The sequence below is a fragment of the Microcoleus sp. C2D2 genome (assembly GCF_036702495.1).
Classification (GTDB): Bacteria; Cyanobacteriota; Cyanobacteriia; order Cyanobacteriales; family Microcoleaceae; genus Microcoleus.
On the sequence record NZ_JAUBTO010000196.1, the window covers coordinates 1 to 11,761 of the forward strand.

An 11,761-nucleotide genomic window follows, 5' to 3' on the forward strand; every position below is an offset into this window, starting at 1 on the left:
TTAGTCATTAGTCATTAGTCATTAGTCATTAGTCATTAGTCATTAGTCATTAGTCATTAGTCATTAGTCATTAGTTAGTGGTTAGCAGCTAATACCAAATCCGTGTTAAATACTCCCTTTATTCTTTAGTCCGCTTGGAGTGGACGAAAGCTTTTGTAGACGCGATTTCAATATCCGACTTCATAAAGGGGATGACAAATCCGGATTTAGTATAATAACTAATAACTATTTGATCGAGATTGAGGACAAATAAAATCCGCTAATCAGGGTAAGGTGCTAAAGCCAGGGGCTTCCCGGTCGTTCTTCGGTGATATTCGGCGCCCCCTACAAATAGGGGTAAGTTGCGCCGAATATCACCCTACAAATGACTGATGACTATAACGTTTTAATTTGCTCAATCACCCAGTCAAAAGTTTGCATAACTTGCTTGAGGGCAGATTCATCTTGCAAAGTAAACAAAGCCAGACTCGGCGACCTTCTCTCGCCCGGTTCTGTAGGTAACGACAGACCGATCGAAGTCAGCTTACTTCTCAATTCCAGCCAATGGTGTTCCGCATTAAACGGCGGCCTGGAACCGTAATTATCAGCAGAAATCTCCATTCTGCCAGCAATATCTACAGTGAATAAGTGATAGGGTTTTCTTCCCTTTTGAGGCAATTGAGCGACGAAACCGCCGTAGGCGTCCCCCGTTCCCCAGTGAATTTGAACTTCGGGTTCTTGACTTTTTGCCCAAAGGTAAATTGCTCTTGCCATTTGCGCCTCATCCGCACCCCGTCTAGCTTTGATTTCCGCAAAAAATGAAGATTCATCCCAGCGCCTTCTTTCGCGTGTTGCGCTGGATTTTTTCTGCTGTGCTTCGGCTGTCTGACCGATCACTCTGGGAACCAGCGTTTTCAAACCGTCTTGACTTACATACTGTTTAATTTCCAGGGCCAAAACTTCAACCGGGTCCATTTGTTCGTTGAGAAATTCCACAACTCGGCGCATTTCAGCGGAAATCTCGTCAGCTACAAACACTAAGCGAACTTTACCGGCTTGCAAATTAGTTTTAACCTTCTGCCAAAATCTCTCTTCATTAGCCTCTGCACCAAGAAACTCTTCAAAAATCTGTTCGGGATCGCGACCCCGATCGCGACAATTAGCTTCAAACAGAGCAATAATTGAATCGACCGGCCAGTAAACCAACGCATTAGCAGCATAGTCGATCGACTGACCCAAAACTTTTTGCCGCAGTTCGGCATTAGGAGTTCGCCTGACATCCACCAAAGTAGGAACGGCATTTTGGTCGAGAAACAAATGATCCAGGGACCACTGTACCGCTGTTTCCTCATCGCTGGGTGCAGGTTCCCGCGAAATTAACAGCCACCTCCGCGCCGTCGCCCGATCGATTTGATCTCCCGCGAGCAAAGTGGGATAAGTTACTAGCAAGTCTTGTAACTGGTCTTCCGAGTCGTAGGGCTGTTCCATCATTTCTACCAGCCTGTCGTCGTCCTGAATCAGATAAATACCTCCAGCCATGCAAGCCCACCTACTCAATTTTAGATTTTAGATTTTAGATTTTAGATTTTAGATTTCAGGCTTAGTTATTAGTCTTCAGTCTTCAGTCCGCAGCCCATGACTTCTGAAGGCGGAAGGCATTGGTCAGACTTCAATAAAAATTTTGAATTCAATAATTTTTATTGTTTGTTAATTCAACAAAAAATCCGTTCTGACCAGTGACTGATGACTAATGACTAATGACTAATACAACCAGTAAATACTCGCTGTGCCGGCCCGGTCATGTAAATCCGCCCAGAAACTTCTGCCCATTCGATTTCCAAAACGCCGCCGGGAAGTTCAACCGCAGTTGCCCGATCGCACTTCCCTACCAACACCCCAGCTACCACAGCAGCACAAGCACCAGTCCCACAAGCTAGAGTAACACCCGCACCTCTTTCCCACACCCGCATTTTTACATACTCCGAACGTATAACTTGAATAAATTCCGTATTTGTACGCTGCGGGAAGGCCGGGTTGTGCTCGAATTGAGGCCCGACAGTTTCTAAAGCAACAGCCGAAACATCCTCTACAAAAGTAATGCAGTGAGGATTGCCCATGCTGACGCAGGTAACAGACCAAGATTTACCCGCTACGAAGATCGGCACATCTATAACTTTGGCATCCGGTGCAGCCAAAGTTGTCGGAATTTCCGCAGCCAGCAGCCGGGGAACTCCCATATCCACCTTAACCTGACCGTCCGATCGCAATTCGGTGATAATAACGCCCGCACCGGTGTGAATCCGGTACTCAGTCTTAGATTCACTCCCCCCCGAAGCTTGGGGGGGTTGGGGGGGGTGAATTTCCGACGCTTCCAAATCGGCAATAAACTTAGCCAAACAGCGAATTCCGTTGCCGCACATTTCCGGTTCCGAACCGTCGGAGTTAAAAATCCGCATCGTATACTCACTGTCGTTTTGCCCTGGAAGAGCAAATATCACGCCGTCTGCGCCAATCCCGAAATGTCGATCGCACAAATCCACAGCTTGTTCTGGCGCGAGTACCGGTTCTGACGAGTGGCGATTGTCAATCAGAATAAAATCATTTCCCAGTCCGTGATACTTCGCAAACTCGATCGGCATAAAAACAAACCTCTTTTGGTTAAAACTGATTAGTTGATAGACTTCATAAAGTCCTCAGTCATTTGCCACTTGCGTCCCGCCCGGATGTCCTTAGTCCTGGATCCTGGGTCCTCACTCCTCAATCCTCAGTTTGCCACCAAAGACTAATGACTAATGACTAATGACTAATGACCAAATTACCCATTTCCCACTATGTCAGAATTTGAGACCGGATTGCCCAGCGTTCGCTTAATACAAAGCTACATCAAAGACAAAGAACAGGTAGAGATTAAACTCCTTACCGGCGACTTGCTAGCCGGCAGAATTTTTTGGCAGGATCATAGCTGCATTTGCCTCCTCGATCCCTCAGAAACACAAATTCTGATCTCGCGGCCAGCAATTGCTTATCTCAAACCCAACGGCTGATGAGAAGGGGAGAGGGGGAGAGTGGGAGAGGGGGAGAGTGAGAGAGTGGGAGAGGGGGAGAGTGGGAGAGGGGGAGAGTGGGAGAGGGGGAGAGTGGGAGATGGAAAAAATCTTCCCTCGAACCTCTTCCAACTTCGGTCTTCCTGAGTTCCGTTACATCCGTTGCCGAACTTCCTGAGTTCCGTTACATCCTCAGAAAGCGAATCCGTTGCCGAACTTCCCTAATCGCTAAACAGCTTTTCGCTGACTTGGGCGGCGACAAAAGGCAGCTTTAAAGCAGGTACCAGAACCGGCGGTGAGGCAGTCCGCTGCATCAAGCCGAGCTCGTAGAAGCCCCCGCACAGCAGCAAACGATCGCCTTCGTGCAAATTGGTAGTTCCGTCCGGCCAGCGAGTAAATTTCCCTTCCCGGCGGATCGCCCGCACCTGCACCCCGTACTGGCCCAGCAAATCTACCTCTGATAGTTTTTTGCCCGCCCAAGGGCTGTTTGCTGGCAGCCTCAGCCACTGGCAAGAACTGTCGCCCTGCGGCACTGCAACTTCCCCCTTCGCCAGCAACTCAAAACTGATGAGTTCCTCCGGTTCTCCCACTACAAAAAGTCGATCGCCCGACTGCAAAGCTGTCTTACCGTTGGGATAATCAATTTCCTCGCCATCTGCGCGGACGATCGCCATCACGCTGACCCCTGTCAACTGCCGCAAGTTAGTTTCTTCCAGAGTCATGCTGGCGATGGGAGAACCTGACGGCAAGTTGTACCACTCGCTGTTCATATCTCGAACCGCCACTTTCAAATCCCGTGAAACCGCCAAAGGTTCGCGCGGTGGCCGCAATTCCAGATAGCGGCTGCTGCGAATTTGCTGCACATCCCGCGCGATCGCCATTGCGGAGAGCCCCATGCCAGCCAGCAAGTGGGAAGACAGTTCTAAACTGGCCTCAAACTCCGGCTGCACAACTTCCCAGGCCCCGAGTTGGTAAAGCAATTCGATGTCTTTATCTTGGTTTGCCTGCACCACAATATCCAAATCCGGGACTAATTCTAAAGCCCGCTTCAGACACAAGCGAGTGCTCATAGGATCGGGAAGGGCGATCGCCATGGCTTTTGCCCGTTCCACCCGGGCGGCTTCCAATACGTGCAAGCTGGCAGCATTCCCGTAAATGTAAGGAATTCCTTGCACTCGGCAGTCTTGAATACTACTTTCTGACTCGTCGATCACCACAACTGAACAGTTGCGGCTTTGCAGCATTTTGACTAAAATTCTGCCGACTCGCCCATAGCCGCAAACCACAACATGATTTTGTTCGGGCAAAGTTTCAGCTATTGCCACAGGTTGAGATGTTTCGTCAAAATAGCGCTGCAAAGGCCCGAAATTTTCCGCCCACTTCAATAACTGCGGCACGCTTCTCAATACAAAGGGAGTCAGCACGAGGGTGACTGCCGTCGTTCCTAAAATTAACAGGTAAACGTTTCGCGAAACCAGCCCCATAACTTGGCCGGAACTAGCGAGTACAAAGGAGAATTCTCCTATTTGAGCTAAGCCCAAACCTGCGATTAATGCTGTTTTTAGCGGATAGCCAAATAGTCGAACGATCGGCGTTATAATCAAGAATTTGCCGACAAATACTAGAAATACCAGTCCCAGAATTACTTCTAGATGGTTCCAGAGAAACATCGGGTCAATTAACATCCCGATGGTGACAAAAAATAAGGATGCAAAAATATCTCGCAAAGGCTCGACATAAGTTAGAGTTTGGTCGGCATATTCCACCTCCGAAATCATTAAACCCGCCACAAATGCGCCCATCTCGATCGAAAAACCCAAATATTCTGTCAGTAGCGCAATCCCTAAAGCCAAAACCACAACTCCCAGCAAAAACAGTTCCCGGCTTTCTGTTTGCGCGAGGTAGCGCAGCAACTGCGGTACGATCCAAATGCCCGCGACTACAGCACCGACAGCAAATAACCCGATTCGCAGCAGGGCCCAGGCTACTGTAAAGCCGATCGCTTCTGCTGGCTGATTGAGTGCCGGCAAAACTGCTAGCATTAGCCCCAACGCCAAATCTTGAACTACTAATATTCCCAGCATGACTTGACCGTGGGAAGTACCGCCTTCATTGCGCTCCATTAAGCATTTCAGTACGACTGCTGTCGAGGAAAGCGACAGAATCGCTCCTAAAAACACGCCTTGAGCCGGCGATTCTACCCAGCCTACAGCCAAGGAAATTGCAGTAGTAATGGCGATCGTCAGCACAATTTGTAAGCCCCCCCCGCCCAAACTAATCGCTTTAACTTTCTGGAGTTCGGCGAAAGAAAATTCTACTCCCAAGGCAAACAACAGAAAGGCAACCCCGAATTCAGCCAGGGTGTCTACCTGAATTAATTCTTTAATCAGCCCCAAACCAGCCGGCCCAACTACGATCCCTCCCAGGAGATACCCGAGAATTACCGGCTGTCGCAACAGCGATGCAAAGAGTCCTCCTGCTGCGGCAGCAGCGAGAACTAGAACTAAGTCCACGATCAGTCGGAAGTCTTCTTGCACAACTTTATGAAAAAAGTATAAAGTTATATTATAGTATCTAATGTCTTGACTATGTTTGGCGCGTTGACTATAGTTGAGCAACAAGCGCAACGGCTACCCTTAACTAACGTATTTTCTCATGACACAGAGTTCAACTCCTCACAAAAAGCTTAACCTCTTGCAAGTTTATCGGGGGATTGCGGCTGTATTGGTGGTAATGTTTCACCTCAACGATATGAGCGCCGAGAGATTAAATCAAGTTACTTTTTTTAATTTATTTCAGGCTGGGTGGAGCGGTGTTGATTACTTTTTTGTATTGAGCGGTTTTATCATGGTGTACGTTCACCGCTCGGCGATCGGTAAAAAAAACCAGTTAAAATCGTTTTTAGTCAAACGCGGCGTGCGAATTTACCCCATCTACTGGATAATTACTCTAACAGTTTTGTGTTTCTTTCTAGTAATTCCCGGTTTTGCTAACAATAAAGATTTAAGCTTGGGAAAGGTAATTTTGTCGCTGCTCTTGATTCCTCAAAACGACAAGCCCATTCTGGATGTAGGTTGGACTTTAATTTGCGAATTATATTTTTACTTCCTGTTCAGTATAGCTATCTGGTTGAAACCCAAACATTCTGTACCGATACTTTTGACTTGGCTATTTGTCACGCTTCTACATTTTTGTAAAATTGTAAAATTCCCAGACTCTTTTTTCTTGCTTAATCTAGTATTTGGGAATATGAATTTAGAATTTGTTTGGGGCTGCTTGGCAGCGTATATTGTGATTAAATATAACAATAAGATAGGTAAGTACAGGTGGATATTGTTTGGGATAGCAAATTTAGGATATATTATTTTAGGAATGCTCGTCGCATGGAGAAACATAGAGTTCGATCGCATCACTACTTTTGCAGTGCTAGCAGCTATGTTAATCATTGCTGCTACCTCGATAGACCTCAAAGATTCCCCGAAAATTCCTTATCTTTTAATTTTCTTGGGAGATGCCTCCTACTCGATATTCTTGACCCACGGGCCGCTGATTTCAGCAAGTACAAAAATTGTGCAAAAGGCGAATTTAGGAAAATATTTCGACGGTTTCTTTGCTCCGGCTCTACTGGCATTGTTCACCGTAGTTTTAGGTTGCATATTCTACTCTTTGATAGAAAAACCCTTGACAGTTTTTCTGCGGAAAAATATTGTTGAAAAAATGTTTCTTCCCAAAGCAGAAGGCAGGATCTAAAAAGGCCGAAGGTTTGCCTGCATTAGAAGCTAAGAATCCCGATACTCTCTGCTGTGAAATTAATCTCCTTCTAACGGGTTATTGTTACTTTCGGACTCCAGAGCCTAAACTGTGATTTTAGTCCTCAAAAACGCACTCAATCAAGATATTTGAGCTCTATAGTGAAGTGAAAAGCCCTGGGATGCGCCAGATTATGGGGATTGTGGACAGCCATCTCTGATGCACCCACGATCGGGTCAATTGCCCTTGAGCGTCTGATTGTGGCCAGCCACGGGCGTCAAACTAACGAGGACAAGGTGAAAGCTGCCGTAGCACCTGTAAAGACTGCGCTAGAGGCGATCGAGTCCCTAACTGTAGGACACCCGTATTAGCTCGGTCACGAACTGAGCATTGCCGATTTCTACCTAATTCCGGTCTTCACCTAACTATCGCAGATCCCAGAGTACGAAGCAACGATCGCGCAAACTTCAAAGCTGCGGACTTGGTGCAATGAGGTCAGTCAACTTCCCAATGTGTCGAAAGTCTGTGCTTGACCAAAATAATGGGATTCAAGCCCCGTCCTTTTAGGACGGCTTTTTCTTGTTTGTGCTACAATTTTGATGTAGAGTTTTTCCACGTCAAATGTTTGTTTTAGAGTTTAAGGCAAAAGGGAAAACAACTCAATACTCAGCGATAGACGAGGCAATTAAGACTGCTCAATTCGTTCGGAATAAATGTGTCCGCTATTGGATGGATAACCGAGGGGTGGGGCAGAAAGACTTGTATCGTTATAACACTGCATTGAGGGGTGAGTTTCCATTTGTTAACGCTTTGAACTCTCATGCTTGCCAAGCTTCTGTCGAGAGAGCGTATTCTGGGATCGTTCGATTCTACGACAATTGCAAAAAGGCTATCCCAGGAAAGAAAGGCTACCCGAAGTTCAAGAAGAATTGTCGCTCGGTTGAGTACAAGACATCAGGGTGGAAACTTTCAGAAACTCGGAAACAAATCACCTTTACAGACAAAAAAGAAATTGGCAAGCTTAAGCTAAAAGGAACGTGGGATTTAAACTTCTACCAACTAGACCAGATAAAACGGGTTAAATTGATTCGTCGTGCTGACGGCTACTATGTCCAGTTTTTAATCAGTGCAGAGAACAAGGTAGAAACAAAACCAACAGGAAAGACGATTGGTTTAGATGTTGGACTTAAAGAGTTCTACACCGATTCCAATGGTCACAGCGAAGCTAACCCTAAATTTTATCGAACAAGGGAGAAGCGTCTTAAGTTTAGACAACGCCGTGTTTCTCGCAAGAATAAAGACTCTACCAACCGAAAGAAAGCCATTAATAGATTAGGACGAGTCCACCTCAAAATAAGTAGGCAACGTGAAGAACACGCTAAGAAAATAGCGCGTTGCGTAATCCAATCTAACGATTTGGTCGCCTATGAAGATGTGAGGATTAAAAACTTAGTTAAAAATCACTGTCTCGCCAAGTCGATTAATGATGCAGGTTGGTATCAATTCAGGAAATGGTTAGAGTATTTTGGAGTCAAATTTGGCAGGGTAACGGTTGCCGTTAATCCTGCCTATACTTCTGGTGAATGTTCTAATTGTGGTGTAGTAGTCAAGAAATCTCTATCCATAAGAACCCATATTTGTCAATGTGGATTCGTTTTAGATAGAGATTGGAACGCAGCTATCAACATTCTGAATTTAGCCTTGGGTACTACGGGTCACGTAGGAACCTGGATTTTAAATCCGAACGCTTCAGGAGATTCGACCTCTACTCATGCTGGAGAGATCTTGTATGAGCAAGTTGGGTCTATGAATGAAGAATCCCCACGCCTTTAGGCCCGGGAGTGTCAAATCTGTAGCATTTTATAACTCACGGGTTTACAACCATGTCGCATTTATTTGAGCCATTCGATCAACGTGGCGTTACCTTCCGAAATCGCATTGCAGTTTCTCCCATGTGTCAATATTCAAGCGTTGATGGATTCGCGGATGATTGGCATCTGGTTCATCTCGTCAGTCGAGCCGTAGGAGGGGCAGGGCTGGTGATGACTGAAGCAGCCGCAGTCGAGCCAGAAGGACGAATTACGCCGCAAGATTTGGGAATCTGGCAAGATGCTCACATTGAAATGTTGGCGCGAATCGTCGAGTCAATTCACCGCAACGGTGCGGTTGCTGGAATTCAACTTGCTCATGCAGGTCGAAAAGGCAGTACAGCGCCTCCGTGGGATGGCGGCGATGTGCTTGGAGAATCTCTTGGGGGATGGACTTCGATCGCCCCTAGCGCCATTCCATTTGCTCCCGATAGCCCCGCCCCCATCGCTGTGAGTATCGAAGACATTCAAAAGTTGACCGCATCCTTTGTCAAGGCAGCTCAGCGCGCCCTCGAAGCCGGATTTGACCTAATAGAGATTCATGCGGCTCACGGCTACCTACTGCATGAATTTATGTCTCCCTTGAGCAATCAACGGACAGATGACTATGGTGGCACTTTTGAGGCTCGCATCCGGTTTTTATGTGAAGTCGTAGAAGCGGTGCGAAATGTTTTGCCGGATCGAACACCGCTTTGGGTTCGCATCTCTGCAACCGATTGGGTTCCAAATGGTTGGGACATAGAACAAAGTATTGTACTCAGCTATAAATTAAAGTCACTGGGCGTTGATTTAATCGATTGTTCCTCAGGCGCAATTGTACCCGGGGAAAAGATTCCGACGGGTGCAGGTTATCAAACTACGTTTGCCGAGATCCTTCGACGCTCCGCGAACATCGCCACCGGAGCCGTTGGTATGATTACTGCACCCGCGCAGGCTGACCACATCATCCGGACAGGTCAAGCAGATATGGTATTACTTGCCAGAGAACTGCTGCGCGATCCTTATTGGCCGATGCGGGCTGCGAAGCAACTACGTCAATCGGTACCTGCTCCAATTCAGTACGATCGCGCTTGGTAATTAATCGGCTTTGCGATCGGTTTTAGGTGAGCGGGTTTAATCAACTAACACGAGTAAAGATGTCTGAGATTGAAAGCAAGGTTGTGATTATTACCGGAGCAAGTAGCGGTGTAGGGGAAGCCACTGCTCGTCGTTTAGGCGCCAGCGGAGCCAAACTGATGCTTGCTGCTCGCCGTGAAGATAGACTCAAAGACTTGGTGGCTGCAATCCAAAAAACAGGTGGCACGGTTGCCTATCGAGTCACCGATGTGGCAGATCGCGCCCAGGTGCAAGCATTGGCTGAGGCAACCTTGGAAACCTATGGACGCATTGATGTTCTGGTCAACAATGCGGCTTTAATGCCAGAGTCTTTCCTTGACCAGATTAAGGTCGATGAGTGGGATCAAATAATTGATGTCAACCTTAAAGGCGTGCTTTACGGCATCGCTGCGGTGCTGCCGACTATGCGCCCACAGAAGTCTGGGCACGTAATCAACTTGTCGTCTATTGGAGGGCATAAAGTAGTTCTGGGGGCGGCAGTTTACTGTGCTACCAAGTATGCAGTGCGAGCAATTTCCGAAGGGCTGCGACTGGAGTCAAACGGTGAAATTCGTTCTACCATCATTTCACCCGGTGCGGTTGCAACTGAAGGGCTGCTGCTGCTGTCAAAGGGTGAAATTCGTTCTACCAACATTTCACCCGGTGCGGTTGCGACTGAGTTGACCGATACCATCACTGATGGTGATACGACATCACGGGTGAATCAGTTTTATTCACTCGCCATTGATGCGGATGCGATCGCCCGGGCGATCGCCTATGCCATCGAGCAACCCGCTGATGTCGATGTCAACGAAATTATCATCCGTCCGACTCGTCAGGAGTTTTGAAGTAGGGCGATCGCATGAGAGTAGATCGACTCTCAATTGAATACGGCTCAACGGCTGAACTGGAACAATGGCTGGTGAATTCAACCATATCCGACGCAGCACAGGCAAGCCGCTGCTGCTGATTCACGGTTTGGCCCGAAGCTGGCGATCGGGGAATCCCATCCTCAACCAGCTCGCTGTTGAACGGGGCGTTGGTGAATTAGAGTATGAATATGAGGAATCACCATCCAATGCCCCGAGTGCCAATCAACCCATATTCGTAAAAACGGTAAGAAAAAAGGAAAACAGAATCATATCTGTGTCAAATGTGGTCGTCAGTTCATCAATGATTATGAACCCCACGCCTAGTGATAGTCAGAGTGTCAAATCCCAATGCCTAAAAATGTACGTCAATGCTATCGGTTTCCGCACAAGTGTTGAATGTTAATAAATCTTCTTAAAAAAAGCCTTCACTATGATAAACTGAAGGCATTAAACTTATTTGAAACTAACTGAATGTTATCAAAGTTACCCGAGATTGTCAAAAAATTTTTAGGAAAGCTTCCAAGCGTCTGATTATCCAGTTTTGAGTACATTTCGATTTGTGTCAAGCTTATACTGAATTTTGCGTTCGACCCCAGCATCAGGGACTCTGAGAGATTTATTTGCCCGTCTCAATCATCAAGTAATAAAAATTGATATTTATTATTTCTACCTTTTTTCAAGCCAATAAAGTGAGAAATACAGAATTTTAAAAAAATGTTATTGCAACTAATGAAAGAAACTAATAAAAGCTGTAAATGGGAGGAATTAGCATTATTTCCTTGAGAGGAAACCACGATTCCCCGGACAACTAAACTGCTATGGGATCAAGTAGTTCATCAATAAAAACTGTTTAGTATAATCAATTTAAGGAATTCAGAGTTTTGCGGCTGCGCTGTCTTTTGATGAACTGCTGCTGGATTAGGTTGCTTGCGGAGAAATCAGCAAGGTTTGTCGGTGGGTTCGATCGCACATTCCCTCGCGAGGTGTTGGGACTCGCCATCCGTTTCTCTGACTGCATCGTTGTGTCGATCGCACCTTCTGAGGTCAAACTCAACAATATAATCAATCTAGCCACCTTGACATCCTCACCGCCCTAAAGGGACGGTGATTCCCAAGAATCACTTCTTGAGTTTTCTGCTTCGTCCTGTGCCAG

11 protein-coding genes are annotated in these 11,761 nt (G+C 46.7%); 7 read left to right on the forward strand and 4 right to left on the reverse strand.

What is annotated here, in order from left to right; translation table 11 throughout:
• Window positions 1-375 precede the first annotated feature (375 nt).
• Entirely contained in the window at window positions 376-1,518 is a 1,143-nt protein-coding gene (locus QUB61_RS34520; protein WP_333130058.1) for a hypothetical protein, read from the reverse strand.
• 215 nt (window positions 1,519-1,733) lie between these two features.
• Complete coding sequence (dapF, locus tag QUB61_RS34525; protein ID WP_333130061.1) at window positions 1,734-2,618, reverse strand: diaminopimelate epimerase; 885 nt, start codon at window positions 2,616-2,618, stop codon at window positions 1,734-1,736.
• A 192-nt stretch (window positions 2,619-2,810) separates the two neighbouring features.
• On the opposite strand from dapF, the gene QUB61_RS34530 reads away from it, so the two are divergent.
• Entirely contained in the window at window positions 2,811-3,023 is a 213-nt protein-coding gene (locus QUB61_RS34530; RefSeq protein ID WP_333130063.1) for an Hfq-related RNA-binding protein, read from the forward strand.
• A 221-nt stretch (window positions 3,024-3,244) separates the two neighbouring features.
• Here QUB61_RS34530 and QUB61_RS34535 read toward each other — a convergent pair whose 3' ends face one another.
• Window positions 3,245-5,560, reverse strand: a complete 2,316-nt coding sequence (locus QUB61_RS34535) for a cation:proton antiporter domain-containing protein (RefSeq protein WP_333130065.1) — start codon at window positions 5,558-5,560, stop codon at window positions 3,245-3,247.
• Window positions 5,561-5,678: 118 nt separating this feature from the next.
• Here QUB61_RS34535 and QUB61_RS34540 point away from each other — a divergent pair, with 118 nt between their 5' ends.
• The 6 genes from QUB61_RS34540 (at window position 5,679) to QUB61_RS40245 (ending at window position 11,011) form a co-directional block, all read left to right on the forward strand.
• Window positions 5,679-6,773, forward strand: a complete 1,095-nt coding sequence (locus QUB61_RS34540; protein WP_333130066.1) for an acyltransferase — start codon at window positions 5,679-5,681, stop codon at window positions 6,771-6,773.
• 200 nt (window positions 6,774-6,973) lie between these two features.
• A complete protein-coding gene (locus QUB61_RS34545; RefSeq protein ID WP_333130068.1) occupies window positions 6,974-7,144 on the forward strand; it encodes a hypothetical protein in 171 nt (56 codons plus the stop codon).
• A gap of 250 nt (window positions 7,145-7,394) precedes the next feature.
• Window positions 7,395-8,606: a transposase gene (locus tag QUB61_RS34550; protein WP_333130071.1), complete on the forward strand. Its 1,212-nt coding sequence runs from the start codon at window positions 7,395-7,397 to the stop codon at window positions 8,604-8,606.
• 50 nt (window positions 8,607-8,656) lie between these two features.
• Window positions 8,657-9,718: an NADH:flavin oxidoreductase/NADH oxidase gene (locus QUB61_RS34555; protein ID WP_333130073.1), complete on the forward strand. Its 1,062-nt coding sequence runs from the start codon at window positions 8,657-8,659 to the stop codon at window positions 9,716-9,718.
• 59 nt (window positions 9,719-9,777) lie between these two features.
• Window positions 9,778-10,584 (forward strand): SDR family oxidoreductase, encoded by an 807-nt coding sequence (locus QUB61_RS34560; RefSeq protein ID WP_333130075.1) that lies wholly within the window; start codon window positions 9,778-9,780, stop codon window positions 10,582-10,584.
• Window positions 10,585-10,651: 67 nt separating this feature from the next.
• Window positions 10,652-11,011 (forward strand): hypothetical protein, encoded by a 360-nt coding sequence (locus QUB61_RS40245; protein WP_445300313.1) that lies wholly within the window; start codon window positions 10,652-10,654, stop codon window positions 11,009-11,011.
• Window positions 11,012-11,467: 456 nt separating this feature from the next.
• Here the strand turns inward: QUB61_RS40245 and QUB61_RS34570 are convergent, their stop codons facing one another.
• A complete protein-coding gene (locus QUB61_RS34570; protein WP_333130077.1) occupies window positions 11,468-11,683 on the reverse strand; it encodes a hypothetical protein in 216 nt (71 codons plus the stop codon).
• Between the last annotated feature and the right edge of the window lie 78 nt (window positions 11,684-11,761).

Coding starts and splice junctions, on each gene's coding strand:
- QUB61_RS34520 (WP_333130058.1), bottom strand. CDS start 1,518: ATGGCTGGAGGTATTTATCTGATTCAGGACGACGACAGGCTGGTAGAA.
- dapF (WP_333130061.1), bottom strand. CDS start 2,618: ATGCCGATCGAGTTTGCGAAGTATCACGGACTGGGAAATGATTTTATT.
- QUB61_RS34530 (WP_333130063.1), top strand. CDS start 2,811: ATGTCAGAATTTGAGACCGGATTGCCCAGCGTTCGCTTAATACAAAGC.
- QUB61_RS34540 (WP_333130066.1), top strand. CDS start 5,679: ATGACACAGAGTTCAACTCCTCACAAAAAGCTTAACCTCTTGCAAGTT.
- QUB61_RS34550 (WP_333130071.1), top strand. CDS start 7,395: ATGTTTGTTTTAGAGTTTAAGGCAAAAGGGAAAACAACTCAATACTCA.
- QUB61_RS34555 (WP_333130073.1), top strand. CDS start 8,657: ATGTCGCATTTATTTGAGCCATTCGATCAACGTGGCGTTACCTTCCGA.
- QUB61_RS34560 (WP_333130075.1), top strand. CDS start 9,778: ATGTCTGAGATTGAAAGCAAGGTTGTGATTATTACCGGAGCAAGTAGC.
- QUB61_RS40245 (WP_445300313.1), top strand. CDS start 10,652: ATGGCTGGTGAATTCAACCATATCCGACGCAGCACAGGCAAGCCGCTG.